Genomic DNA, 26,097 nt, shown 5'->3' on the forward strand with positions numbered 1-26,097 from the left:
GTTCTTCCGCATTCCGGCGCTGCTCGCGATAGACGCGACGGACGTCCGCAGCTTCTTCCGCGTTCCGGCGCTGCGCGCTGCGGCCTGCTCCGGGCAATTCCGCAGCGCCGTCAGGCCGAATCGATCAGCTGCTTGCGGTATTCGTTGGCGCTCGCGCCGGTATACGCCTTGAAATTCTTGTAGAACCAGTCGATTTCGGTGTAGCCGACCCGCCTGGCGATTTCATAGATGCGCATGTCGGTGTTCTCCAGCAGCGCCTTGGCCTTTTCCATCCGCTGCTGCAACAGATATTCGTTGAAGGACATATGGACATGGCATTTGAACTTCTGGCCGAGATAGGCGCAGTTGAAATGCAGCAGGGCGGAGATTTTCTTGAGGGTGATGTTGTGATGCAGCTCCTGCTCCACATACTGCTTCACCGTCTCGATGATCGGCTCTGCGGCCGGCACGCCATGCTCGCCGCTCGCGCCGTCATCGGCGGCTGGGCCGGCCGTGAGGCCGAGCCGATTTGTCAGCGCTTTCAAACTGTCGTGCAGGTCGCGGGCCTGCACGGGATGCAGGATGCAGTCGCTCACCTGCAGCGCCAGCGCGCGGCGCATGAGCGGAAAATCTCCTCTTCCGCCGAGCAGGATGATCGGGACGCGGCTGATGCGGCGGATCCGCTCGCACAGTTCCATCCCGAAATCGGGGTTGCCCATGCCGATCAGGATCAGCGAGCAGGACAGCGGATCGACGGCGTCCATCATCGCTTCGACCGTCGGCAGCTGAAGCGCTTTCAATTCAAGGCCGTACTGACTCCAGTCCAGCAGGCTGCTGCAGGCCTGGCTCGAGCGGGCATTGGAATCCAAAAGCAGTACCTGAACCACGATAAGAACCTCGCTTTCTGGCGATATTCTTCAAGCGTCCATGAAGGATGGTTCTATTATGGCCGCGATCCGCGAACGCAGACAACGTGCATTTCTTTGGACGCTCACCAATCCTTTACTTTTTTCCCGAGGCGGATTCCGAGCGGCCGCGCGGGGACGGGAAACCTATAGTTCGGCAGGTGACGGGCCTGCAGGGAGGCAGGTTGATGGCTCCAAATGTAAGCGCTACACTTTGCTGTGTAATCCTAAATCCGAGGGGGATGGACATGAAAGCAAGCAAGTGGACGCCGCTGCTTCTCAGCCTCATCATCGCAGGATCCATGGCCGCCTGCAGCTCGAGCTCGAACGGAGGCGCGGCGAATTCGGCCTCCGAAAGCGCGAATGCAGGCGTCAACGAGGCCGGCGCCAACTCGCCGGCGGCAAACGAAGGCGCAGCCGAGGCGGAGGAGCTTGCGACGCCGGAGATGGACTTCGACATGGGCGGCCGCACGATCAAGATTGTCTCCTGGTGGGACATGACGATTCCGGAAGACAATCCGGACAACATCCAGAAAAAGAAAAATCTCGACGAGCTGATGAAGAAGCATAACTTCAAGGTCGAATACGTCGCGATCGACTACGGAGAGTACCAGCAAAAGGTCGTCGCCTCGCTGCTGGCCGGCGAACCGATCGGCGATATCGTCCGGCTCGGCAAGACGTATACGATCCCGACGCTGGTCAAGCAGGATCTGCTCTGGCCGGTCGACGAGTACACGAAAAACTCCCGGGCGTTCAATCAAAAGGTGACGGACGAGTACATGCAGTACGAGGGCAGAGGGTACGGCTTCACGGACAACCAGGCGAATCTCGTGCAGGGAGTCTTCTACAACAAGACGTTGATGAACCAGCTCGGCCTGAAGCCTCTCCAAGACTATGTGAACGAGGACGCGTGGAACTGGGATGCGTTCATCCAGGTGATCAAGGACTCCAACAAGGATACGAACAACGACGGCAAGCTCGATACATGGGGGCTCGCCAACTCGAACCTGATGGACCACGCGCTGTATTCGAACGAAGCGGCGCTCACGCTGGGCGAGAAGCAGAACCTCGACGATCCGAAGACGCTGGAGTCGCTGAACTTCATCTCCCGGCTCGCCACCGAAAAGCTGGCCCGCCCGACGGAAGGCGGCGACTGGACGGAGCCGGGGCAGTTTTTCCGCCAGGGCAACACGCTGATGTACGCTGGCGCGCTGTGGGAAATCGGCGGCTTCAAGACCGACATGGCCGATTACGAGCTGGGCTTCGTGCCGTTCCCGAAAGGCCCGAGCGCGACGAGCTACCACTCGGCCGAGGCGCTGTTCCAGTCGCTGACGATTCCGAAGGCGGTCGAGCATCCGGAGCAGCTGCTGTACATCTGGGAAAAGATCCACGACATCGAGTCCGTCTACGACTATCCCGACCAGGGCTCGTATGAGACGAACTTCACGACCGAGGAAGACATCGAAAACGCCAAGATGGTCGCCCCGAACATGATCGTGCTCGATCACAACACGTTCCCGAACCTCAAGTATTACGATTTTGTCGGCGAGCTGAACGCCGGCACGTCGGTCTCGACCGTCGTCGAGAAGTACAAGGCGGCTTTCCAGGCCGCGATCGACGAAGTGTACCAAAACTGATCGAGCCGCCCGATCGCGGGCCGTCTCCTTTCCAAGCGGAGGGGACGGTCCGCGCTTCGGCTGATGCCGCAACAGGAGGAGAGATCATGTCCCGGAAACGAAAGAGATACGGAATCGCCGTGCTGGCGCTGATCGTCGCGGCCGTCTCGATCGGGCTGCTCGCCCCGTCGGACCGCAGCGGCCTGGCGAGCGTGAAGGCGATGAGCGACTTCGAGGCGATCGTCGGCAAGCAGGATGAGGCGAGCTACGGCCGCTATCTGGAGCGCCACGCCTCGGACGAGAGGCCGGACGCGACGATCCGGATCGAAGGCGAGAGCTTCTCGCATGCCGCGGGCGGCAGGTTTACGGTCGAGCAAGGATATGAAGGCTTGGACGGGACGGCGGTCGTCACGCCCGAGACGGGTTCGATCAGCTGGAATGTGAACGTGAACAAAGCGGGCCTTTACCAGATTCGGATCCATTATTTCCCGGTCGAGGGCAAAAGCTCGGCGATCGAGCGGCAGCTGACGCTGGGCGGCGAGCTGCCGTTCCGCGGCGCGGAGAAGCTGTCGCTGTACCGGATCTGGGGCAATCGCGAGGAAGCGGTCCGCCGGGACGACCGGGGCAACGACCTGAGGCCGCGCCAGGTCGAGAAGGCCGCCTGGCAGCTCGAGCCGCTCCAGGACGGCGAGGGCTATGAGGATGAGCCGTACCGGTTCTATTTCAAGCAGGGAGAGCAGACGCTCACGCTGACCGCCGCGCGCGAGCCGATGGCCATCGACTATATCGAGCTCTATCAGGAGCAGCCGCTCAAAACCTATGCGGAGCTCAAGCAGGACTACGCCGAGAAAGGGCTGGCCGAAGCGAAGGATCGGCAGCTGAAGATCCAGGCCGAGCATGCCGTGCTCAAGTCGTCGCCGACGCTGTATCCGCTGTCCGACCGCTCGAGCCCTTCGGTCGAGCCGTACGATGTGTCCAAGATCCGCGTCAATGCGATCGGCGGCCTGAACTGGAAGCTGCCGGGACAATGGATCGAGTGGGAGGTCGACGTGCCGGCGGACGGGTTGTACCAGATCGCCCTCAAGCGCAAGCAGGACCAGCTGCGCGGCGTCTACAGCACGCGCAGCCTGACGATCGACGGCGAGGTTCCGTTCAAGGAAATGAAGGAGATCGCCTTTCCCTTCGACATGGACTGGCGCATGCAGGTGCTTGGCGCCGAGGAGCCGTACCTGTTCCATCTGACGGCAGGCAAGCACCGCATCCGCCTGACCGTATCGCTCGGACAGATGGCGCCGCTGCTCGAGACGATCGAGTCGAGCGTGCTGCAGCTGAACGAGATCTACCGCAAAATTCTCGTCATCACCTCCAATACGCCCGATCCGTACCGGGACTATCAGCTCGAGAAGCGCATTCCGGAAATGACGGAGGTGTTCCGCAAGCAGGCGGACACGATCGAGAGCGTCGCCGACTACCTCGAGGAGATGACCGGCGAGGTCAGCGACAAGGTCGCGGTGCTCCATACGATGGTGCGCCAGCTTCGCGAGATGGAGAGCGAGCCGGAGACGGTCGCGCGCAGGCTGAGCTCCTACAAGATCAATGTCGGCGGCCTCGGCACCTGGATCCTCACCGTGCGCGAGCAGCCGCTGTCGCTCGACTATCTCGTCGTCAGCTCGCCAGACCGCAAGCTGCCGGATGCGGCGGCGACCTTGCTGGACAAGGCGAGGCATGAGCTGGGCGGATTCGTCGCCTCGTACACCGAGGATTACGACAGCATCGGCAATACCGGCGACTCCGGCCGGTCGATCACGGTATGGATCACGACCGGACGCGACCAGGCGCAAGTGCTGAAAAGCCTGATCGACGACAGCTTCACGCCCGACACGGGCATCTCGGTGAAGCTGCGGCTCGTGCCGCCGAACATCCTGCTGCCGGCCACGCTGGCCGATGAAGGGCCGGATGTCGCGATGCAGATCGGAGAGGACCTGCCGGTCAACTATGCGATGCGCGCGGCAGCGGCCGATCTGACGCAGTTCGCCGACTTCGAGCAGGTCGCCTCCCGCTTTCGGGACAGCGCTCTGACCCCATATGCGTTCCAGAACGGCTTCTACGCGCTGCCGGAGCAGCAGACGTTCCCGATGCTGTTCTACCGCAAGGACATCCTCGGCAGCCTCGGGCTGGAGCCGCCCAAAACCTGGCAGGACGTGTACAACCTGATCTCGGTGCTGCAGAAGAGCAACATGGAGTTCTGGCTGCCGATCGACTCGGTGAACAACAACTCGACGCTCGTCCCGAACGCGACGTTTTCGATGATGCTGTTCCAGCATAGCGGCGAGTTTTACCGCGACGACGACAAGCGGAGCGGCCTCGACTCCGACATCTCGATGGACGCGTTCAAGACGTGGACGAAGTTTTATACGAACTACAAGTTCCCGCTGCTCGCGGACTTCCCGAACCGGTTCCGCACGGGCGAGATGCCGATCGGCATCGCCGACTACACGACCTACAACTCGCTGACGGTCATGGCGCCGGAGATCAAGGGGCTGTGGGACTTCACGATGGTGCCGGGCTCGGTGCAAGAGGACGGCAGCGTCAGCCATGAGGTCGCGAGCCATACGACCGGCGTCATGATGCTGCAGAACGCCAAGGACAAGGACGCCTCCTGGTCGTTCATGAAATGGTGGACCGGCAAGGAGACGCAGGTCGCCTACGGCCGCGAGATGGAAGGGCTGATGGGCGAGGCCGCCCGTTATCCGACCGCGAACATCGCTGCGCTCGAGGAGCTTCCGTGGCCGGTCAAGGACTACCGCAACCTGGAAAGCCAGTGGGAGTGGGTGCGCGGCATCCCGCAGGTGCCCGGCGGCTACTTCACGGGCCGCCATCTGGACAACGCCTTCCGCAAAGTCGTGAACCAGGCGGAGAACCCGCGCGAGGCGCTGTCGGACTACCTGCTTTACATCAACGATGAAATCGAGATCAAGCGGAAGGAATTCAACCTTCCGTATTAGTCAGGAGGCGACGTCCGATGCAAGCCGAGACTACACCGAGCGGGGCCGTGCCTGGCCTGGCCCGGAAGGCGGAGAAGAAGTCCAGGCTCGGCCCCGCGCTCAAGGAAATAGGCAAGCACAAGCATGCCTATATCCTCATGGGTCCGTACATGATCCTCTTTTTCCTCTTCACCGTCATTCCCGTCGTCTTCTCGCTGCTCCTCAGCTTCTTCTACTTCAACATGCTGGAGTTTCCGCGGTTCGTCGGCTGGCAGAACTACTCGCGCCTGCTGCTGAACGACGACGTCTTCATGATCGCGCTCAAGAACACCTTCCTGTTCGCCGTCATCACCGGGCCGGTCAGCTATGTCGCCTGCTTCCTGTTCGCCTGGATCATCAACGAGCTGTCGCCGAAGGTGCGGGCGGTCATGACGCTCATCTTCTACGCGCCTTCGATCTCGGGCAACGTGTTCTTCATCTGGCTGATCGTGTTCTCGGGCGACAGCTACGGCTATCTGAACGGCTTCCTCATCAAATACGGCTTCATCCTGGAGCCGATCCAGTGGCTGACCAACGAGAACTACATCCTGCCGATCGTCATCCTCGTGCAGCTGTGGCTGAGCCTCGGCACGAGCTTCCTCGCCTTCATCGCCGGCCTGCAGACGATCGACAAGTCGCTGATCGAGGCGGGGGCGGTGGACGGCATCCGCAACCGCTGGCAGGAGCTGTGGTTCATCACGCTGCCGTCGATGCGGCCGCAGCTGCTGTTCGGGGCGGTGCTGCAGATCACGTCCTCGTTCGCGGTCGCCGACATCTCGATCGCGCTGGCCGGCTTCCCGAGCGTCAACTACGCGGCGCATACCGTCGTGACGCATCTGATGGACTACGGCACGATCCGCTTCGAGATGGGCTACGCTTCCGCGATCGCGACCGTGCTGTTCGGGATCATGATCGGCACGAACATGCTGACGCAAAAACTGCTGCGCAAGGTAGGGGAGTGAGATGAGCATGAAAATGATCCCGGCGCTGCGGGCGCCGAAAAGGCTGAACCGCTCCTTGACGGTCAGCTTCCTCCTGTTCGCGCTGCTGGCCGTGTTCGGCGCCTTCATGGCGCTGCCGCTCGTCTACGCGATCAACAACGCCTTCAAGCCGCTCGACGAGCTGTTCATCTTCCCGCCGCGCGTCCTCGTCAGCAATCCGACCTTCGACAATTTCTACGATCTGGTCGCCCTGATGGGCAGCTCGTGGGTGCCGTTGTCCCGCTATATCGGCAATACGCTGCTCATCACGCTTGTCGGCACGGCCGGACATATCCTGCTCGCGTCCGCCGCCGCCTATCCGCTCGCCAAGTACAAGATGCCCGGCGGCAAGACGCTGTTCTCCATCGTCGTCCTGTCGCTGATGTTCTCGGGCCACGTCACGGCGATTCCGAACTACATGGTCATGTCGTGGCTCGGCTGGATCAACACGCATGCGTCGATCATCGTGCCGGCGCTCGCCTTTCCGCTCGGATTGTTCCTGATGAAGCAGTTCATGGAGCAGATTCCCGACGCGCTCATCGAGGCGGCCAAGATCGACGGAGCGAACGAGTACCGGATCTACTGGACGATCGTCATGCCGAACGTCAAGCCGGCCTGGCTGACGCTCATGATCCTGCAGTTCCCGATGCTGTGGGGCACCGACGGCGGCAGCTTCATTTACAGCGAAAACTTGAAGACGCTTCACTACGCGCTCGGCCAAATCACGCAGGGCGGGATCGCGCGGGCGGGCGTCGGAGCGGCGGTCGCCTTGATCCTCATGATCGTGCCGATCACGCTGTTCATCCTCTCCCAGAGCAGCGTCATCCAGACGATGGCGACCTCCGGGATGAAAGAATAGAAAGGAGCCGTTGCGCGATGCTGGCATTGCTACGAAGGACCAAGAGCCATCTTCTGATCGCCGCGGCCTGCCTGCTGGGGACCAGCCTCGGCGGCGGGATCGCAGGAGCGGAAGATACGGCGGGCTCCTACAATTATTCCTTCTGGGGAGACACGGTGTCGGCGCCGGCCGCCTATCAGGCGACGGAGCTGCTCGGCGGAGACGATCTCGGCGCCGGTGCTCTGAAGGAGCCGAGCGATTTGCATGTGACCGATGACGGAGAGATCTACCTGCTGGACTCCGGCAACAACCGGGTGCTCGTGCTCGGTCCCGGCTTCAAGCTCGACCGGGTGATCGACTCGTTCGAGCGGGACGGCAAGCGCGAGACGTTCTCGAATCCGCAGGGGCTGTTCGTCACGGACGACAAGGAGCTTGTCGTCGCCGATACGGGCCACAAGCGGGTCGTTCGGCTCGACCGCGAGGGCGGGCTGCGGCAGGTCGTCGAAAATCCGACCTCCGAGTTTCTCGCCGAAGGGTTCTCCTTCTCCCCGGTGCGTGTCGTCGTCGACAAGGCGCAGCGGATGTACGTGATGGCGGCCGGCGTGTTCGACGGCTTCATGGAATTCAGCTCGAGCGGAGACTTCACGTCGTTCATCGGCGCCAACCGCGTTTATTTCAACCCGATGGACCATCTCTGGAAAATGCTGTCCACCAAGGCGCAGCGCAGCCAGATGGTCATGTTCACGCCGACCGAATATACGAACCTCGACATCGACGAGGAAGGCTTCCTGTACGCGACGAACGGCCAGGCGACCGACAGCGTGCGCAAGCTGAACGCGCAAGGGACGGACATCCTGCGCCGGGAGGGCTACTTCGCCCCGGAGGGCGACATCTACTACACGATCGAGGACGGGCCGGCCCGTCTCGTCGACATCGACGTCGGCGACAGCGAGATGTACTCCATCCTCGATGCGAGCCGCGGACGGATCTTCACCTACAACGGCGACGGCCATTTCATGTATGTGTTCGGCGGGATCGGCAACCAGCTCGGGGAGTTCAAAAACCCGACCGCCGTCGATCGGCTCGGCGAGGACTTTCTCGTACTCGACAAAGCGCTCGGCGAGCTGACCGTATTCCGCACGACGGAATACGGGCGCACGCTGAACGAGGCGGTGCGCAGCTATTATCGCGGCGACGAGGAGCAGGCGTACGAGAAGTACCGCCAGACGATCCAGATGAACGCCAATCTCGAGTTCGCCTACTCCGGCATCGGCAAGGCGCTGCTGCGGCAAGGGGATTACCGGGAGTCGATGGCCTACTTCAAGCAGAGCATGGACCAGGAGGGCTACTCCAAAAGCTTCCTGCTGTACCGCAAGCAGGTGCTGCGCAGCCACTTCGCGACGATCATGAGCGTCGTGCTCGCGCTGGCGGCCGGGTATGCCATATTCCGCAAATACCGCAAGGCGAAAGGAGGGGGAAAGGTTGCGGCAATGGAATCGTGAAGCGCTGCGCTATCCGTTTTATGTCATCCTGCATCCGTTCAACGGCTACTGGGACCTCAAGTACGAGCGAAGCCGGAGGCTGAACCTGATCCTGTCGCTCGCCATCCTGTGCCTGCTGGCGCTCACGAACATCCTGCAGACGCAGTACAGCGGCTTTGTCGTGAACCTCGTCTATCCGGACAGCATCAACAGCCTGATGGAGATCGTCTACGTCTTTGTCCCCGTGCTGTTCTGGTGCGTCGCCAACTGGTCGCTGACGACCCTCATGGACGGCGAAGGAAAATTCCGCGACATCTTCGCCTCGACCTGCTTCGCGCTGGCGCCGCTCGTCGTCATTCATTTCCCGTGGATCTGGCTGAGCAACGTCATCTCCTTGCAGGAGGTCCCGTTCTATCGGTTCTCCACGAGCGTGGCGCTGCTCTGGTCGGCGTTCCTGCTGTTCGTCGGAAATATGACCGTGCATCAATATTCGCCGATGAAAACGATCGGCATGATCATCCTGACGCTCGTCGCGATGGGCTTCATGGCGTTCCTCTGTCTGCTGTTCTTCAGCCTGATCCAGCAGATCGTGTCGTTCGTCAGCATCATCTATCAAGAGATCGCGCTTCGCGGCTGAGAGAGAGGAGGGGTGGACATGAGCAAGATCCAAAAAGCGCTGCTTGCCGGCGCGATCGCGGCCGCCCTGCTGGCGGCAGGCTGCTCCGGCGAAGGCGCGGATGCCGGAGCGGGGCAGGAAGCGCCGGCTGTGGAGGCGTTCGCGAAGGGCAAGCCGCTGCAGGCGTCCTTCGCCGACAGCCGGCTGAGCGGGATGAAGGGCGTCGCCGAGAACGGCAGGCTGCGCCTGCTGGCGAACGACGAGACGGGCGAGATCGCCGTCCTCGATCAGGCGTCGGGAGAGATCTGGCGCAGCAATCCGGCCGAGGCGGACGCCGATCCGCTCGCCTCCGGCATCAACAAGGAGCTGCTGTCTTCGCAGCTGCAGCTTGATTTCTACAACAGCTTCGGCCAGATCAGCTCGATCAACTCGTTCACGGACAGCGTCAAGCACAAGCAGCTCCGGATGGAGAAGATCGACGGCGGCGTCAGCGTCACCTACCAGTTCGGCACCGCTCAGAAAACAGCGGAGGACGTGCCGCTGCGGCTGAGCGCCAAGCGGATGGAGGAGCTGAGCGCCAAGCTGGACAATACCGGCAAGCGCGCCCTGAAGATCGCCTATACGGAAAACAAGGAGACGGCGGTGTTCGAACGGAACGACGACGCCTTGAACGGCCTGCAGCTCACGCGCGCGCTGCAGGCGCTGGAGACGGCCGGCTATACGCCGGAGCTGCTCGAGCAGGACATGGCCGAGCTGGGCTTCACGCAGGAGAAGGCCGCGCCGCGCGTCTTCCAGGCGACGGTGAACTATACGCTGGAGGAGGGCTCGCTGCTCGTGCATGTGCCGGTCGGCGAGATCCAGTTTCCGGCGGCCTATCCGGTGAATACGATTTCCGTGCTGAGCTTTTTCGGAGCGGGGAGCGCCCGGGAGCAGGGCTCGATCTTCGTGCCGGACGGCTCCGGCTCGCTGATCCATTTCAACAACGGAAAGGCCAAATACCCGGCATACCAGCAGATGGTGTACGGCTCGGATCAGACGATGGACCGGATCGAGGACGACGCCCGCGAGCAGCCGGTCCGCCTGCCGGTATTCGGCCTGATCAAGGAGAAAGGGGCGTTCCTCGGCATCATCGAGGAAGGCGCTGCGGCCGCGGCCGTCAAGGCGGACGTAAGCGGACGGCTGAACAGCTACAACAACGTCTATCCGAGCTTCTATGTGATCAACAAGGGAGAAGTGACGCTCGACGCGAACGGACAGCAGCGCTCGCTGCCGAAATTCCAGGAAGCGCCGATGAAAAGCGACTTCAAGGTGCGGTACGTCTTTTTGAGCGGCGAGGACGCCTCCTATGAAGGCATGGCGCGGTATTACCGCAGCTATCTGCTGGACGGCGGCGCGCTGGCGAAGCCGGCCGAAGCGAAGGCCGAGGACATGCCGTTCTACCTGCAGCTGGTCGGCAGCATCTCCAAGAAGAAGCATCTCCTCGGCATTCCTTATGAGGCGCAGGTGCCGCTGACGACGTTCAAGCAGGCGGAGGACATCGTGGAGCGGCTGCAGGAGCGCCGCATCAGCTCGATCAGGCTGAAGTACGACGGCTGGTTCAACGGCGGTCTCGACCATAAGGTGCCGTCGAGCGTTTCGGTCGACCGGGCCGTCGGCGGAGCCAAGGGACTGGAGAGCTTCGCGGCCTTCGCCAAGGCCAAGGGGATCGAGCTGTATCCGGCCGCCGCGCTGCTTGTCGCCCGCACGACCAAAGGCTTCGACGAGTCGGATGACGCCGCCCGGACGCTGCGCGCGGTGCCGGCCCGCGTCTATCCGCTCGACCTCGCGCTGAATCGGCGCGACCGCACTCAGGAGCCGTCCTACGTCGTCTCGCCTCGGTTCGCGCCGAGCTATGCGGGCACGCTTGCCGACAGCCTGAAGGACAGCGGAGCCGGAGGCGTCGCGCTGACCGATCTGGCCAGCCAGCTGAACAGCGATTACCGCAAGCGGGATCAGATCGACCGCACCGAGTCGGAGCACTATTCGCTGGATGCGCTGCAGCAATTCCGGGAGCGCGGACTGAGCATGATGGGCGAGGGAGGCAACGTTTACGCGCTGCCGTATTTGACCGACGTGACGCATGCGCCGATGGGCAACAGCAGCTTCAAGCTGGAGGACGAGGAGATTCCGTTCTACCAGATGGTCGTGCGCGGCTCGGTCCGCTACGCCGGCCGGCCGTTCAACCTGTCCTCGTACACGGATGACCGCCTGTATGTGCTGCGCTGCATCGAGTACGGCGCGGGCGTATCGTTCGAGTGGATCTATGCGCCGAACAGCAGCGTCAAGGACAGCGACTATCACCGGCTGTACGCGGTCAACTACGGCATGTGGCTCGACAAGGCCGCCGCGATGTACAAGGAAGTGAACGAGGCGCTCGGGCCGGCCGGCCAAAGCCCGATCGTCGGCCATGAAAAGCTGGCGGACGGCGTATATCGGACGGAGTACGGCAGCGGCCTGGCCGTCATCGTGAACTACAACGCGCATCCGGTGCAGGCCGAAGGCAGGACGATCGAGGCGCGAAGCTATGCGACAGGGGGCGGACAGGCATGAGGATCGGATGGAGGACGCGTTCCTATGCGCAGCAAAAGGCGATGTGGGGGTTTCTGTTCGTGCTGCCCTGGCTGCTCGGATTCATCTTTTTCTTCCTGCTGCCGTTCCTGACGTCGTTCCGCTACAGCCTCAGCACGATCGAGGCCAACTCCAAGGGCATCATCGTCACCTATGCCGGCTTCGCCAACTATGTCAACGCGCTGACCGTCCATACGAGCTTCAACCGCATCCTGACGGAGTCGATCGTGAACATGGTCGTCAACGTGCCGCTCATCATCATCTTCAGCCTGTTCCTGGCCGTCCTGCTGAACCAGAAGTTCCTCGGCCGGTCGATCGCGCGCTCGATCTTCTTCCTGCCGGTCATCCTGTCGTCCGGCGTCATCATGACGCTGGAGTCGAGCAGCCTCGTGCAGGCGGTCAACGATCAGGCGGCCGGGTCCGGAGGACTGATGAACTCGTTCGGAGCCTACGAGCTCGCGCGGCTGATGATGCGCTCGGGCGTCAACGAGACGATCGTCCTTTATTTGACGGAAGCGGTCGGGCGCATCTATGAGATCGTCAGCCAGTCGGGCGTGCAGATCCTGATCTTTCTCGCCGGCATCCAGTCGATCTCGCCGCAGCTGTACGAGGCGTCCAAGATGGAGGGCGCGACGGGCTACGAAGCGTTCTGGAAGATTACGTTTCCGATGGTCAGCCCGCTCATCCTGGTGAACCTGGTCTATACGATCATCGACTCCTTCGCCAGGAACAATATGACCGACCTGATCCGCGAGACTGGCTTCACGACCTTCAACTTCGGCCTGAGCTCGGCGATGGCATGGATCTACTTCGCCTCGATCCTGCTCATTCTGCTGCTCAGCGTCTACATCGTCTCCAAGCGGGTCTTCTATCAAGAGTAGGGGAGTGAGAGCCAAGTGACAACCGCCCGCTTGTTTTCGCTGGAAAGCTGGAAGCGCTGGTCATGGTCCATCGTCCGGCTGACGCTCATCGTCGGCCTGTCGTTCGTCATCCTGTATCCGATCCTTCAAAAGATCTCGACCGCGATCAAGGACAAAAAAGACTTGTATTCGCCGATCGTCGTGTGGATACCCGAAACCTATTCCTGGAACAACTTCAAGCAGGCCATCTCGATCATGGATTACTGGCATACGCTGCTCAACACCTTCTCGCTGTCGCTGCTGACGACGGTGCTGACCGCAGCCTCGTGCGCGCTGGCCGGCTACGGCTTCGCCCGGCTCAAGTTCAAGGGCAGCGGCCTGCTGTTCGCCGGCGTCATCCTGACGATCATGGTGCCGCCAACGACGATCCTGATTCCGATCTACCTCAATCTGAAGGACTTCACGCTGATGGGCATCATCCCGCTGCTGACCGGGAAGTCGGTCAATCTGCTCAACACGTATTGGCCGTTCATCCTGACGAGCATCACGGCGAATTCGTTGAAGGCCGGCCTGTACATCTTCATTTTCCGGCAATTTTTCCGAGGCGTGCCCAAGGAGGTCGAGGAAGCGGCCTACATCGACGGCGCGGGCGTCGTGCAGACGTTCCTGCGCATCATGCTGCCGAACGCCGTCCCGTCCATCGTCACCGTCACGCTGTTCTCGTTCGTCTGGCAGTGGAACGACAGCTTCTTCACGACGACCTACCTGACCTCGAGCAAGGTCATGTCGACGCAGCTCTCGTCGCTGCCCTACAACCTGGCCATCTTCCTGCAGGACGGGGATGCTTCGCAGGCGGATCCGTTCTATCTGAGCATGGTCCAGGATACGGGCATCCTGCTGGCGATCCTGCCGCTCATCGTCCTTTATCTGTTCGTGCAGCGCTACTTCGTCGAGAGCATCGAGCGGACCGGCATCGTCGGCTAGCGCGGCGCATCGACGGCTTGTTGAATTCGATTTTCGTGGAGGCATCCTTATGAGCGCAGTCATCTCGAATCCGATTGTGTGGGCCGATGTGCCGGATCCGTGCGTCATCCGCGTCGGCTCCGCCTTTTACATGGTCAGCACGAGCATGCACTCGATGCCCGGCTGTCCGATCCTGAAGTCCGTCAACCTGCGGGACTGGGAGCTGATCGGCTACGTCTACGATACGCTTGAGGACAACGAGGCCCATCGCCTGCAGGACGGCCGGGGCATCTACGGAAAAGGCTCCTGGGCGGCTTGCCTCAGGCAGCATGGCGGCTGGTTCCATGTCTGCTTTTCCAGCAACGACATGGACCGCTTCTACATGTACCGGACGCGCGACATCGAGCGCGGTCCGTGGGAGCGCCATGTCATGCCCGGCCTGCTGCATGATCCGAGCCTGCTGTTCGACGACGGGCGCGTCTATGTCATCCACGGCAACGGCGACATCCGCATCACGGAGCTGACGGCCGATGCGACGGCGCGGCTGCCGGGAGGCGTCGACCGGCTGCTGCTCGCGACGGAGACCGAGGGCATCGGGCTGTGCTGCGAGGGCTGCCATGCTTTCCAGAGGAACGGCTTCTATTACCTGTTCTTCATCGAATGGCCGCGCACGGGAAATCGCCGGCGCCGCCAGCTCGTCTACCGCTCGCAGCGGCTGCTCGGACCGTACGAGCGGCGCGAGCTGCTGGACGACGATCTCGGCTATCGCAACAACGGCGTCGCCCAAGGCGGCATCGTGGACGACGGCCTTGGCGGCTGGCATGCCGTGCTGTTCCAGGATCATGGCGCGGTCGGCCGCGTTCCGTGCGTCGTGCCGGTGACCTGGGAGGACGACTGGCCGGTCTTCGGCGTCGATGCCAAGGCGCCGCTGTCCTATGCGACGGGGCTGCCCGCATCGGCGCCGCAGCCGCTTGCCGCAAGCGACGAGTTCGACTACGGCTCGGACCGGCTCGGACTTTTCTGGCAATGGAACCATAATCCCGATCCGCGGCTCTGGTCGGTGACCGAGCGGCCGGGCTATTTGCGGCTGCGGACCGGCATGCTCGCCAGCAGCGTCGAATACGCCCGCAATACGCTGACGCAGCGGACCGAAGGACCGGCCTGCAGCGCGAGCGTGCTGCTCGACGCCGCCGGCCTGCTGCCCGGCGATCGGGCGGGACTGGCCGCACTGTCGTCGCAGTTCGGCCTGATCGGCCTGCGGGCGGAGGCGGACGGGAAACGAAGCGTCGTCATGGCAGTGAAGGGCGAGGACGGAGGGGAGCTTGTGCGGGAGAGCCGTCCTTACGCCAAGGACTGCATCTTCCTGCGGCTTGACTGCCGCTTCGAGGAGGGAGAGGATATCGCGGAATTTTTCTATTCGGAGGATGGAGCGGCATGGGAGCGGCTTGGCCCGCCGCTGGAGATGGCGTATACGCTCCATCATTTCATGGGCTACCGCTTCGGGCTGTTCTGCTATGCGACCGAGCATGCGGGAGGCTTCGCCGACCTGGATTATTTCCGCTATCGCAAGGTCAGCGGGCGGACGGCGGCTGATGGCTGATGCCGGCGCCAGGCCGTTCCTGGTTGAAGTCGCGGACGTAGCCGAGAATTTCCGGCGTGACGGCATTGCGGGTCACCGGCTTGAAGGGGAGGTGAATGGCATGATGCGGCGCGGCCCAAAAAAGTGTAACGGATAGGCATGCATCGGCGTTACCTTGAACGTGCAGGCTTCCCGGACGCTGCCTTCCGGAACATAGACGGCGCCCCAAGGCTTGAATAGGCTGGAAGCCAACCTAAAAGAATGAAATCTGACCCGAAAAATGAAGAAAAGCTGTCTTCGCAAGGGGTATTGAAAGCGCTGCATCGGAGATGCAGCCGATTCAAAAGGGGGATTGTTCATGGTCAACAATTACAATCGCAAGATGATGCTGTCTGCGAGCTGCCTGCTGCTCGCGCTCATGTCCGCCTGCAGCAGCGGCTCGGGCAATGGAAACGGCGGCCAGGCAGGCGGAGCCACGAATGCGCCGGCTGCGAGTCCGGCGCCAAGCGGGCCGGCGGAAAATGCCGCGGCCGAGGAGCCGTCCGGCACGGCCGAGATGGACTTCGACATGGGCGGCCGCACGATCAAGTGGGCGTCGTGGTACGACGAGTCGATCAAGGAAGACAATCCGGACAATATCGAGCGCAAGAAGAAGCTCGACGAGCTGATGGCCAAGCACAATTTCAAGATCGAATATGTGACGGTCGATTACGGCGAATATTCGAATAAAGTGACGGCGTCGCTGCTCGCCGGCGAGCCGATCGGCGACATCGTCCGCGTGGCCAGGCCATGGATGATTCCGACGCTGGTGCAGCAGGAGCTGTTCACGCCGGTCGACGAGTACACGAAAAATGAAAGCGTGTTCCTCCCGCAATACACGAATGTGTATTCGAGCTTCGAGGGCAGAGGCTACGGCTTCCGGGCGGGAGGCGCGGGCGCCGCCGGAGGCATTTTCTACAACCGCACGCTCATGAACAAGCTCGGCCTCAAGCCGCTGCAAGAATACGTTGACGAGGACAACTGGAACTGGGACACGTTCATCGACGTCGCCAAGCAAGGCAACAAGGACACGAACAATGACGGAAAGCTGGATACATGGGGGCTGGCCAGCGCCTCGATGGTCATTCAGGCGCTGGCGGCGAACGAGGCGAACCTGGTCATCGACGACAAGCAGAACCTCGAGGATCCGAAATCGAAGGAAACCTTCGACTTCATCTCGAAGCTTGTGACGGAGAAGGTCCCGCGTCCGACCGAGGGCGGGGACTGGACCGAGCCGGGTCAGTTTTTCCGCCAGGGCAATACGCTGATGGTCGCCGGCGCCGACTATGAGATGGACGGCTTCAAGAAGGACATGACGGACGACATCGGCTTCCTGCCGTTCCCGAAAGGGCCGAGCGCGACCGCGTACCATTCGCATCTGACGATTCCGAACTACTTGACGATCCCGAGCGGAGTCGAGCATCCCGAGCAGCTGGTCTACCTCTATGAAAAGATGAACGACATCGACTCCGTCTACGACTATCCGAAGCAATCCTCGCTCGAAACCTGGTTCAGCAGCGAGGACGACATCAACAACGCGAAGATCGCCGGCGAAAGCATCAATGTCGTCGACGGCAAGGACGGTTATCCGAGCATGCCGTACTATGAGTTCGTCGACGAGCTGATGCAGGGCGTATCCGTATCGACGGCGATCGAGAAGTACAAGGAGCCGTTCCAGGCCGCCATCAACGAGGTTTGGAAAAAGTAGACTGGGGGCGATGAACATCGCAAGGATGACGTTGACCGGATTCGCCGATGAGATCTCATCGGATTTGGAGGAGCAGCTGGACGTGCTGGAGTCGGAATCGATCCGCTATCTCGAGCTGCGCGGGGTTCTGGGCAAAAACGTGCTGGATCTGACGGACGAGGAAGCGGAGCGAGTGAAGAAGCGGCTGCAGCAGCGACGGTTCGGCGTGTCCTCGATCGGCTCCCCGCTCGGCAAGATCGGCATCGGGGAGGCGTTCGAGCCGCATGTTCAGCGGGCTCGGCGCGCGGTCGAGCTGGCGCGGTTTTTCGAGGCTCCGTTTGTCCGCATCTTTTCCTTCTATATTCCGAAGGGAGAGCATGAGCAGCATCGCGAGGAGGCGCTGCGCCGGATGAAGCGGCTGGCCGAGCTGGCCGAGTCGGCCGGCGTCGTGATGGTGCATGAAAATGAAAGCCATATTTACGGCGACACCGCGGAGCGCTGCCTCGAGCTGCTGGAGAGCGCCGCTTCGGACCGCCTGCGGGCCGCGTTCGATCCGGCGAACTTCGTGCAATGCGGCGTCAGGCCGATGGACGACGCCTACCCGCTGCTGAGCGGCTATATCGCTTATGTGCATGTCAAAGACGCCGTGATGGGCAGCGGGCAGGTGACGCCTGTCGGCGAAGGCGACGGCCAGTGGAGCGAGCTGCTCGCCCGGCTGTGCGGGCAAGGCTATGCCGGCTTCCTGTCGCTCGAGCCTCATCTGCCGGCCCGTGGAGAGTGGGAAGGAAAGAGCGGAGCGGAGCGGTTCGTCATCGCCAGCCGCGCGCTCAAAAAGGAGCTGGAGGCCCATGGAATCGACTGGTCGTAGGCGGATGGAAGCGAGCGGCCGGGAGCGGCCGGACGGGCAGCGGCCGGGTGTGCCGGACGGGCTGACGCAGCCGCTGCCGGCGGATCGGCAGGGCTCGATCCAGGAGATCGATTATGATGCGCACCATTACATTAATGCGGACCGCCAGCTCGTCTCCTCCAGCCTCGTCGATCCGGCGGAAGCCGGCAGGGAGGTCGTGCGCGGAAAGCCGATCCGCAAGCGCTGCAGCCTCTATTTGCCCGCGGGTTATGAAGCAGCGCCTGCGGACGCCCGCTGCGACGTCCTCTATTTGCTGCATGGCGTAGGCGGCGACCATCGCGAGTGGCTGGACGGCAGCGGCCAAACAGGCGGGCGTCCGCTGCTCGCCGCGATTCTCGACCGTCTGATCGCGGCAGGAGATATCCCGCCGACGATCGTCGTCTTTCCCAACGGACGCAGCGCGGTCGATTGGACAGACCGCTCCTTCAACACGGAGGGGACCAACATGCTCGGCTTTTATTATTTCGACTATGAGCTTCGGCATGACCTGATCCCCTTCATCGACGCCCGCTACCGGACCAAAGCCGCGGCGGCAAGCGGCGTGCCGGGCGGTGACGGGCAGGGCGGACGGAGCCATCGCGCGCTGGCCGGCCTGTCCATGGGCGGGATGCAGGCGCTCAATCTCGGGCTCGGCGGCTTCCGCCACGATTCGGCCGTATTCGCAGGCGGCGCGAGCCGCTACGGCAACGGACTCGTGCCGACCGTGCCGGCTCCGGGCATGACCGACCTGTTCTCGGCTGTCGGCGCTTTTTCCAATGCGCCTACGTCAAGCGGCGGGCAGAGGCTCGGGGCGAGCATCCGCGCCGCAGGGTTCGCGGTCCGCCAGCTTATGCTCGTATGCGGCGACGAGGACCTGCTCGTCCAGTCGAGCTTCGAGGAGGCGCTCGACGGGCTGGAGGAAGCGGCGGGCGAGCGGCTAGGCTCGCTGCTGCGCGAGATCGTGCCGGGCGGCAAGCATGACTTCGGCGTTTGGACGTACGCGGCGTACCGGTTTCTGCTCGCCGCTTTTGGAACATCCGGCTCGACCGGAGCTTGAAGCTTCCGAGCAGCGTCGCTTTCTACGGAGAGCGACGCTGCTTTTTTTGCCGTCCGCTCGCGTACGCAGCGGCGATCCGGTGTCGCGGCATATCCGAACGGTCGGTGGAGAATGCTGGGCATGCAGGAGAGAAGCGGCGATATGTCCAAAACCTTTTTCGGCTCTCTTTCTATGAATTATGGTACAATCGGCCTATTGTCTTTTGAACCTCATTCATATTAAGGAGAGATGTCACGTGAACATGCCAGAAGGCGCCGCGATTGTTACTCCTTCGGATATCCGCCATATCAGAACCTTTATCGACGATAAATATCCGGGGAAGCCCCAGAACGAAAAAAGCGAGCTGGTCGCGGAAGCGATCCGCCGCGTCATCTTCCATCAGCTGCCCGACTTCGCAGAGGGCATCAAAAAAGAGCTGGCTTCTCGGCTCGTGCGCCGCAAGCTCGTCCAGAAAGGCTTCGTCCGCCGCGACGATGTCGTCGAAGCCTGTCTGGAGCTCGACATCCGCGACCAGCGGATCGTCCGGCCGCTGCGCGAATGGATCGAGCGCAAGCTGGACGTCACGGTCGAGGACCGGGAGCTGCAGCGCGTGCTGCGTCTGGTCAAGCCTGTGCGCTCGGAGCGCGAAAGCGAGGCGCTGCTGGGCCGCATCGCCAAGGAGCTGGACGCCTCCTCGCCGGGCGCGTCCGAACCGATGGAGGAGCAGCGGGCCGGGTCGTCCTGGCTCGCCGGAATGCCGAGCATGCGCATCTTGACGGCTGCCATTGGATGCGTCATGATCATGGGAGGCATGCTCGTGTACGTCGTGTCGCTGCTCCATGACCGTTCCGAAACGGCGGGCATGGCGGTCGTTTCGGCGGCTGCACTGGAGCAGCCGGAGGCGGCCTCCCAGGCGGCGCAGCCGAAGCATGCGGCGGCCGAGCCCGCCGCGGCGCCGGCAGCCGAGCCGAGCCCGAGGATGGACAACGATCTTCCGCAATCGCTGCAATATGCCGATATCGACGAGGCCGCGCTGCAGCGCTTTTTGGAGAGCCGCTCCTCGATGCTGGCCGGATCGCGCTACATGGACGCGATTCTCGACGCGGCGCGCCATTACAATATTCATCCCTTGCTGCTGTTCGCCATAACGGGACAGGAACAGAGCTTCGTGCCCGACGACCATAAGCGGGCCAAGCAGATGGCCAACAATCCGTTCAATGTGCATTACAGCTGGCAGAACTTCAATACGACGATCGAGGAATCGTCCATGATCGCAGCCAAAACGGTCGTCAACCTCAGCAAAAACCGTCCCGAGGACCGCGACGCGATCGTCTGGATCAACCGCAAGTATGCGGAGGACAAAAACTGGTCCAAGGGCGTCCAGAGCATCCTGGACATGCTGGAGGAGATCGCGGCCTGACGGATAGCCCGCGGCCGGGCTGGCGCATGGAGCCTCTTTCGCCGACGGAGAGGAGCCGGTGCAGCTGAAGACGCTGATCATCGCCGAAAAACCCGATATGGGCCGCAACATCGCGGCCGTCATGGAGCCCAAGGCGCAAAACCGCCGCACTCATCTCGAGGGCGAGCGGTTCGTCGTCACTTGGGCTATCGGTCATCTCGTCGGTCTCGCCGAGCCCGACGACTACGACCCGCGCTACAAAAAATGGAAGGACAGCGACCTGCCGATCATTCCGGACGTGTTCAAGCTGTCCCCGAACCCGCGGACGAAGGACCAGCTCAAGGTGATCGGCGAGCTCGCGCGCAAATGCGGCCGGATCGTCAATGCTTGCGATGCCGGGCGGGAAGGCCAGCTGATCTTCCATTTCATCCGCCGCCATCTCAAGCTGACGCAGCCGGTCGACCGGCTCTGGATCTCCGATCTGACGCCGGAGACGATCCGCCGCGGCTTCGAGCAGCTCGCGAGCGACGACAAATATGCGCCGCTGACGCGGGCCGCCCAGGCGCGCAGCGAGGCGGACTGGCTGATCGGGATGAACGCCTCGCGCGCGTTCACGATCCGCCATCGCGCGCTGCTGACCGTAGGCCGGGTGCAGACGCCCGTGCTCGCGCTGCTGTATGACCGCCACCGGGAGATCGAGGCGTTCCGTCCGGAGACGTACTACCGGATCGAGGCGTCGTTCGAGCAGCCGGGGGCCAAGTACAAAGGAATCTGGCAGGGGGATCGCCTGACGGACGGAGCCAAGGCCGCCGCGATCGCGGACAAGGTCAAGGGCAAGACCGGAACGATCGCCAGCTACGAGAAGGCGGAGTCCAAGGAGTATCCGTTCCGCCTGCATGACCTGACGCTGCTGCAGCGAGAGGCGAACGGCCGCTACGGCTTCCCCGCCAAAAAGACGCTCGACGTGGCGCAGGCGCTGTACGAGAAGCATAAAGTCATCACCTATCCGCGGACGAGCTCCAACTATGTGACGGAAGAGACGATCCCCGTCATGGCCAAGGCGCTCGACATGCTGCGAGGAACCGAATACGGCGAGCTTGCCGCCGGAGCGGACCGCGGGAAGGTACATAAAGGGAACAAGGCCGTCTGCAACCCGGCCAAGGTCGAGGATCATCATGCCATCCTGCCGACGCCCAAGCGTCCCGGCTCGCTGAGCGCGGACGAGAAGAAGATTTACGATCTTATCGTGCGCCGGTTCTTGTCCCATTATTACGGACCTGCCGTCTACCGCAACCATACGGTCATGACCGTCGTGGAGGAGGAGACGTTCCGGACGCGGGTCAAGCAGCTGCTCGACCCGGGCTGGAAGGTGACCCAAGCCGAGGCGGAGCCGGGCGACAAGAAAAAAAGCCGCTCCAAAGGAGCGGCCGAGGACGAAGCGGACGAGGAGACGCTCACGGACGGCGAGTTCGCCGTCGATCCCGAGGCGCCGTCGCGCTGCAAGTCCGCCAAGGCGGAGGAGAAGGCGACGCAGCCGCCCAAGCCCTACACGGAGGGCACGCTGCTCAAGGCGATGGAGAGCGCCGGCAAGGCGATGGAGGACGAGGAGCTGCGGGAGACGATGAAGGACAGCGGCCTCGGCACGCCGGCGACGCGCGCCGCTACGATCGAGCGGCTCAAGCAGGTCGGCTACATCCGGACGGCAGGCAAGAAGCTGGAGATCGAGCCGAAGGGCGCCTCCGCGATCGAGCTCATCCGCGGAGCGGGAGTCGAGCTGCTCGCCTCGCCGGTCATGACCGGACAGTGGGAGCGGAGGCTCGTGCAGATCGCGCGCGGAGAAGCCTCGGACGAGGCGTTCATGGACAAAGTCAAGCTGTTCGCCCGCTCCATCGTCGACAAGGTGCGGCAGCAGCCGCCCGCCCCGGCGGGCACCTTCCAAGAGCCCGAGCGCAAAGGCGGACGCAAAGGCGCTGCCCGAGCGGCCGGCGGCCGCTCGCAGCCGGCTTCGGCGGCGGCAGGTCCGTCCGGCCGCAGGTCCGGAGCCGGCTCAAGCTCGCCGGCCGCCCCAGCCAAGCGGGAGGGGACGAGAGCCGGCGCCGCTCCGGCCAAGCGATCGGGGGCGAGCGCCGGCGCCGGTCCCGCTGCCGCAGCGGCGGGCAAGCAGCGGCCGGGCGGGCAGCAGCGGCCGGGGACGAGCGCCCTGCGCGCCTCGCCGGCGAGCGCCGGACAGCCTTCCGCCTCCGATGTCTTGTCGGGCGTGCGGGAGCGACAGGCGTTTGGCGCCTGCCCTCTTTGCGGCGGAGCCGTCATCGAAGGCAGCCGCGGCTACGGCTGCTCGCGCTTCCGCGAAGGCTGCCGCTTCGTCGTCTGGAAGGAGCAGCACGGCAAGAAGCTGAGCGTGACGATGCTAGGCGCGCTGCTCGCCAAAGGCAAAACGGGCGTGCTGGCGTTCAAGGGCGAGGACGGACAAAGCCGCAAGGGCCGTCTCGAGCTGGCGCCTCCCTACACCGGAGAGACGAGGCTTTCCCTGGAGCGCTCCTGAGCTTCCGACACGAGCCACACATCCTTGAAATCCATCCATCCAAGCTTGTTGATGTCGATGCCGCGGACGGAAGGATGCACGTACGTGTTCATCGCCCGGTGGATGAGGGGCAGGATCTGATGCTCGTTCAGCAAGCGCTGCTCGATTTGCCGAAGCAGCGCTTTTCGCTGTTCCGGCAGCTCGGCGGAGAACAGATGATCGAGGTTGCGCCTGACCCAGTGCAGCAGCGATTCATCCATATGCTGGCGCATGTAGCTGGAGTCCTGCAGGTAGTTTTCCAGCTCGCACACCTCGTCCTCGGCGATGACGAGATTTTGCAGGATGCAATCGGCCTCCATGACGAGCTCGGGAGGGTAGATCGACGAATGGGACTCGAAGCGCAGCTCGAGCGGAATGCCGATTTCGGCCAGGCGCTCCTGCAGCCAGTACGCTTCGCTCCGGTAGGCGGGGCTGGTGAGCAGGACGATCGGGCTCCCGTCGTAGCCATGCTCCTCCAGGAGGCGTCTCGCCGTCTCCGGCTCGTACCGTTCCAGGATCGGAAAATCGGGCATCGCCGGCATGTAGCTGTGGGCTGGCCGGCAGGCGTCCCCGACCGCGCGGCTGAGTCCCCAGCGGTCGACGGCCAGCTCGACCGCCTGCCGGAAGACGACGGAGCGCTGCGGACCGGACTTCCTCCGGTTCCACGAGATCAGGCTGCACCCTTTGTTGAGCGTGCGGATCTGGCCCCATTTCTGCTCGGGCCGGACGGTCAGGCGGCTGTCGCTCGCCATGATCTGGCCCCATTTTTGCCGCGTCTCGGTCGGGATGTCCTCCGGCATGACGGCGATCTGCACTTCGTCGAGATAAGCGCGTCCTTGGAAATAATGCTCATGCACCGACAGGTCGATCCGCTCCGGCGTCCAGCGGGCAAGCCGGAACGGCCCGGTGCCGGAAGGCAGCTGCCAGAAGCGCTCCGGATCCTCCCGCACGAGATCGGCCGGCAGGATGGAGGCGACCGCGGAGCAGAGCAGCCGCGGCAGCAGCCGGTTCGGCTGGCGCAGCGACAGCCGGACCGTCCGGTTGTCGAGCGGCACGGCGGCGATCATCGTCTCCAGCAGGAACCGGTTCGGCTGGCCGTCCGCCAGCCGGTTGAGCGTGAAGCATACATCCTCGGAGGTCATCTCCGTGCCGTGGTGGAAACGGATCCCTTTGCGCAGATGGAACACCCAGACGCGCGCATCGTCGCTGCATTCCCAGTGATGGGCGAGGGAGGGGAGCAGCTTGCCCTCGCGCGCGTCGAAGTTGAGCAGGCGGTCGAAAATCTGATGGATCAGATGGGAGTCGAACGAAAAGAACATCCGGGCGGGATCGAGCGACACGGGGGGCCGATAGACCGGCAGCCGGAAGATGTCCCGCTGGTCCAAGAGGCCCTCGGCGATCCGGTCGGAGCCGAAGTGGCCGTTCAGGAAGTCGACGAAGCGGTCTCGGGCCGCGGTCCGGTCGCCATGATGCTTCATCAGTCTGAACGCCTTCTGATAATCGCCGTTGCCGGCCATCTGCTTGGCCGTATCGAGCAGGAACTGCTCGCGGCTCATGAGGAACTCGATGCGCGAGCGGACGCCGCGGCCGCGGCCGGCATGCCAGCGCAGCCAGTTCTCCTCCTCCAGCTTGCGGATGATCAGCTTGACGTTGCGCTCGGTGCAGTGGAACAGCTCGGCCAGCTCCTCGAGCGACACCTCGACGATCGTATCGGGGTCCATGACGCGGTAATGGTCGAGCAGCAGCAAATACCTCTCGGCGCTAAGCATGACAGTTCCTTTCTCCTTTTTTTGGCTCATCGCATCCGGGACAAGCGATGCGGGCCAAGGGCAGCGTTTTCTTTCCTGAAAAAGAGGAAGCATTCGGATTTAATTGTACACTTTTTGTTCCTGTTATGTCATGAGATACTTGGTTCAGGGCAAAAAGAAGAACAAAGAACGAATCCAATCCAGCCCGCGAGGAGATATGAACCGATGTACGAAACGATTTATCGACATGAGATGGAGATCCAGCGCCATCATCGAAGCTCCGCCACCCACAGAAGGCTGTTTAACGCCGTGAACGAGCTGACGCCGAAAGCGAACAATTCCGATTATAGAGGCCGTATGAGCCGTCAGATCTGGAAGCCGCTGCACGCGATGATCGTCTTCACGGGCTTGCGCAAATGAGCCGCGGCGCCGCAGTCAAAAAAGGACAAAAGCGAAGGGCATGAGAAGGACCGGAAATCCGGAACCTCTCATGCCCTTCGCTTTTTGGTTCAGGCTGTTAGGAAATTCGGCCGCGGTACGAGGCGATGCCCTGCGGAACATCCCGCAGATGCTTCAGCTGCAGGAACGCCCCTTGGGGCTCGACATCGATCGTCACGATATTGTACTCCCACTCGGTGAACGGCTCCACGTGGATCGCATGGATGCCGGTCGAAAGCGCCGGCACGACGTCGGTGCGGATGGAATTGCCGACCATCCACGTCTGGGAGCGGTCGAATCCGCCCGAGCGGAGGATGTCCTCCAGCGCGGCGGTATTTTTGTGCTGGCGGATATAGATCCGGTCTCCGAAATACCGCTGCAGGCCGAGCCGATCGACCTTGCGCTGCTGGATCAGCGGCTCGCCGCCCGTATACAGATGCAGCCGATGGCCGGCCTCGGCCAGCTCCTCGAGCGTGCTCTCCATATCGGGGTAGGGCTCCGCCTCTTGCTCGTAGACGCTCTGTCCCATGCTCCACAGCAGGTCGATCTCATCGGAGCCTTCCTCGCGTCCGGTAAGTCGGGACAAGTCGATGTAGGTGTCCAGGAAGGATTGCGGGAAATGGTCGCTCTTGAAGCCGATCGCATGGACGCCGGCGATGTCGATCTCCTGCTGCTTGCGGCGGATGACAGCCTCCGTCAGCTCGGGATAGGCGTGAAACCAGGTCAGCATGGCGTCGACGAACTGGTCGATGACCAGATTGAAATATTTGTTGCAGTGGATGAGCGTGTCATCCAGATCGAACAGGATGGTCTGCGGCGTAGGCTTGGCCATAAGCGGTCGTTGTCCCTTCTGGTCT

At 62.6% G+C, this 26,097-nt stretch carries 19 protein-coding genes; 16 read left to right on the forward strand and 3 right to left on the reverse strand.

The window, feature by feature from the left end; all coding sequences use genetic code 11:
• Positions 1-110: 110 nt before the first annotated feature.
• Positions 111-866, reverse strand: coding sequence for a helix-turn-helix domain-containing protein (locus B8V81_RS21070; RefSeq protein WP_101809132.1), 756 nt, complete (start codon positions 864-866; stop codon positions 111-113).
• A gap of 266 nt (positions 867-1,132) precedes the next feature.
• Between B8V81_RS21070 and B8V81_RS21075 the strand changes: the two genes are divergently transcribed.
• The 15 genes from B8V81_RS21075 to B8V81_RS21145 all read left to right on the forward strand — a co-directional run bounded on the left by B8V81_RS21075 (position 1,133) and on the right by B8V81_RS21145 (position 23,036).
• On the forward strand, positions 1,133-2,521 hold the full coding sequence (locus tag B8V81_RS21075; RefSeq protein WP_101809133.1) for an ABC transporter substrate-binding protein: 1,389 nt from the start codon (positions 1,133-1,135) through the stop codon (positions 2,519-2,521).
• An 86-nt stretch (positions 2,522-2,607) separates the two neighbouring features.
• Positions 2,608-5,505, forward strand: coding sequence for an extracellular solute-binding protein (locus tag B8V81_RS21080; protein WP_101809134.1), 2,898 nt, complete (start codon positions 2,608-2,610; stop codon positions 5,503-5,505).
• Between the two features lie 17 nt (positions 5,506-5,522).
• Complete coding sequence (locus B8V81_RS21085; RefSeq protein WP_101809135.1) at positions 5,523-6,485, forward strand: carbohydrate ABC transporter permease; 963 nt, start codon at positions 5,523-5,525, stop codon at positions 6,483-6,485.
• Between the two features lies 1 nt (position 6,486).
• On the forward strand, positions 6,487-7,362 hold the full coding sequence (locus tag B8V81_RS21090; protein WP_028597688.1) for a carbohydrate ABC transporter permease: 876 nt from the start codon (positions 6,487-6,489) through the stop codon (positions 7,360-7,362).
• 17 nt (positions 7,363-7,379) lie between these two features.
• Positions 7,380-8,843: an NHL repeat-containing protein gene (locus tag B8V81_RS21095; protein WP_101809136.1), complete on the forward strand. Its 1,464-nt coding sequence runs from the start codon at positions 7,380-7,382 to the stop codon at positions 8,841-8,843.
• Positions 8,824-9,459 carry a Yip1 family protein gene (locus B8V81_RS21100; RefSeq protein WP_028597690.1) on the forward strand — a complete coding sequence of 212 codons (636 nt, stop codon included), beginning with the start codon at positions 8,824-8,826 and terminating at the stop codon, positions 9,457-9,459. The genes B8V81_RS21095 and B8V81_RS21100 overlap by 20 nt, the downstream gene beginning before the upstream one ends.
• 18 nt (positions 9,460-9,477) lie before the next feature.
• Positions 9,478-12,027, forward strand: coding sequence for a DUF5696 domain-containing protein (locus B8V81_RS21105; RefSeq protein ID WP_028597691.1), 2,550 nt, complete (start codon positions 9,478-9,480; stop codon positions 12,025-12,027).
• Positions 12,024-12,926, forward strand: a complete 903-nt coding sequence (locus tag B8V81_RS21110; protein ID WP_028597692.1) for a carbohydrate ABC transporter permease — start codon at positions 12,024-12,026, stop codon at positions 12,924-12,926. The genes B8V81_RS21105 and B8V81_RS21110 overlap by 4 nt, the downstream gene beginning before the upstream one ends.
• A 15-nt stretch (positions 12,927-12,941) precedes the next feature.
• Positions 12,942-13,889, forward strand: coding sequence for a carbohydrate ABC transporter permease (locus tag B8V81_RS21115; protein ID WP_101809137.1), 948 nt, complete (start codon positions 12,942-12,944; stop codon positions 13,887-13,889).
• Between the two features lie 49 nt (positions 13,890-13,938).
• Entirely contained in the window at positions 13,939-15,468 is a 1,530-nt protein-coding gene (locus B8V81_RS21120; protein WP_028597694.1) for a glycoside hydrolase family 43 protein, read from the forward strand.
• A 337-nt stretch (positions 15,469-15,805) separates the two neighbouring features.
• Complete coding sequence (locus B8V81_RS21125; RefSeq protein ID WP_028597695.1) at positions 15,806-17,194, forward strand: ABC transporter substrate-binding protein; 1,389 nt, start codon at positions 15,806-15,808, stop codon at positions 17,192-17,194.
• A 10-nt stretch (positions 17,195-17,204) separates the two neighbouring features.
• Positions 17,205-18,041: a sugar phosphate isomerase/epimerase family protein gene (locus tag B8V81_RS21130; protein ID WP_240478942.1), complete on the forward strand. Its 837-nt coding sequence runs from the start codon at positions 17,205-17,207 to the stop codon at positions 18,039-18,041.
• Positions 18,022-19,116, forward strand: a complete 1,095-nt coding sequence (locus tag B8V81_RS21135; RefSeq protein WP_240478943.1) for an alpha/beta hydrolase — start codon at positions 18,022-18,024, stop codon at positions 19,114-19,116. The genes B8V81_RS21130 and B8V81_RS21135 overlap by 20 nt, the downstream gene beginning before the upstream one ends.
• Positions 19,117-19,351: 235 nt before the next feature.
• Positions 19,352-20,515 (forward strand): glucosaminidase domain-containing protein, encoded by a 1,164-nt coding sequence (locus B8V81_RS21140; protein WP_052332987.1) that lies wholly within the window; start codon positions 19,352-19,354, stop codon positions 20,513-20,515.
• A gap of 64 nt (positions 20,516-20,579) precedes the next feature.
• Complete coding sequence (locus B8V81_RS21145) at positions 20,580-23,036, forward strand: type IA DNA topoisomerase (protein WP_101809473.1); 2,457 nt, start codon at positions 20,580-20,582, stop codon at positions 23,034-23,036.
• Here B8V81_RS21145 and B8V81_RS21150 read toward each other — a convergent pair.
• Positions 22,997-24,823, reverse strand: coding sequence for an ABC transporter substrate-binding protein (locus tag B8V81_RS21150; RefSeq protein ID WP_052332988.1), 1,827 nt, complete (start codon positions 24,821-24,823; stop codon positions 22,997-22,999). The genes B8V81_RS21145 and B8V81_RS21150 overlap by 40 nt on opposite strands.
• 204 nt (positions 24,824-25,027) lie before the next feature.
• Here B8V81_RS21150 and B8V81_RS21155 point away from each other — a divergent pair, with 204 nt between their 5' ends.
• On the forward strand, positions 25,028-25,222 hold the full coding sequence (locus B8V81_RS21155) for a hypothetical protein (RefSeq protein ID WP_028597699.1): 195 nt from the start codon (positions 25,028-25,030) through the stop codon (positions 25,220-25,222).
• A 97-nt stretch (positions 25,223-25,319) separates the two neighbouring features.
• Here the strand turns inward: B8V81_RS21155 and B8V81_RS21160 are convergent, their stop codons facing one another.
• Positions 25,320-26,072, reverse strand: coding sequence for an HAD family hydrolase (locus tag B8V81_RS21160; protein ID WP_028597700.1), 753 nt, complete (start codon positions 26,070-26,072; stop codon positions 25,320-25,322).
• Positions 26,073-26,097: the final 25 nt, after the last annotated feature.

It is taken from the genome of Paenibacillus pasadenensis (genome assembly GCF_002864175.1).
Lineage (GTDB): Bacteria > Bacillota > Bacilli > Paenibacillales > Paenibacillaceae > Paenibacillus_O > Paenibacillus_O pasadenensis.

What these genes read in the sequence shown, in the direction of transcription:
- B8V81_RS21105 (WP_028597691.1), top strand. Translation starts at nt 9,478, where the DNA reads ATGAGCAAGATCCAAAAAGCGCTGCTTGCCGGCGCGATCGCGGCCGCC.
- B8V81_RS21160 (WP_028597700.1), bottom strand. Translation starts at nt 26,072, where the DNA reads ATGGCCAAGCCTACGCCGCAGACCATCCTGTTCGATCTGGATGACACG.
- B8V81_RS21150 (WP_052332988.1), bottom strand. Translation starts at nt 24,823, where the DNA reads ATGCTTAGCGCCGAGAGGTATTTGCTGCTGCTCGACCATTACCGCGTC.
- B8V81_RS21120 (WP_028597694.1), top strand. Translation starts at nt 13,939, where the DNA reads ATGAGCGCAGTCATCTCGAATCCGATTGTGTGGGCCGATGTGCCGGAT.
- B8V81_RS21125 (WP_028597695.1), top strand. Translation starts at nt 15,806, where the DNA reads ATGGTCAACAATTACAATCGCAAGATGATGCTGTCTGCGAGCTGCCTG.
- B8V81_RS21135 (WP_240478943.1), top strand. Translation starts at nt 18,022, where the DNA reads ATGGAATCGACTGGTCGTAGGCGGATGGAAGCGAGCGGCCGGGAGCGG.
- B8V81_RS21155 (WP_028597699.1), top strand. Translation starts at nt 25,028, where the DNA reads ATGTACGAAACGATTTATCGACATGAGATGGAGATCCAGCGCCATCAT.
- B8V81_RS21130 (WP_240478942.1), top strand. Translation starts at nt 17,205, where the DNA reads ATGAACATCGCAAGGATGACGTTGACCGGATTCGCCGATGAGATCTCA.
- B8V81_RS21080 (WP_101809134.1), top strand. Translation starts at nt 2,608, where the DNA reads ATGTCCCGGAAACGAAAGAGATACGGAATCGCCGTGCTGGCGCTGATC.
- B8V81_RS21095 (WP_101809136.1), top strand. Translation starts at nt 7,380, where the DNA reads ATGCTGGCATTGCTACGAAGGACCAAGAGCCATCTTCTGATCGCCGCG.
- B8V81_RS21110 (WP_028597692.1), top strand. Translation starts at nt 12,024, where the DNA reads ATGAGGATCGGATGGAGGACGCGTTCCTATGCGCAGCAAAAGGCGATG.
- B8V81_RS21085 (WP_101809135.1), top strand. Translation starts at nt 5,523, where the DNA reads ATGCAAGCCGAGACTACACCGAGCGGGGCCGTGCCTGGCCTGGCCCGG.
- B8V81_RS21075 (WP_101809133.1), top strand. Translation starts at nt 1,133, where the DNA reads ATGAAAGCAAGCAAGTGGACGCCGCTGCTTCTCAGCCTCATCATCGCA.
- B8V81_RS21090 (WP_028597688.1), top strand. Translation starts at nt 6,487, where the DNA reads ATGAGCATGAAAATGATCCCGGCGCTGCGGGCGCCGAAAAGGCTGAAC.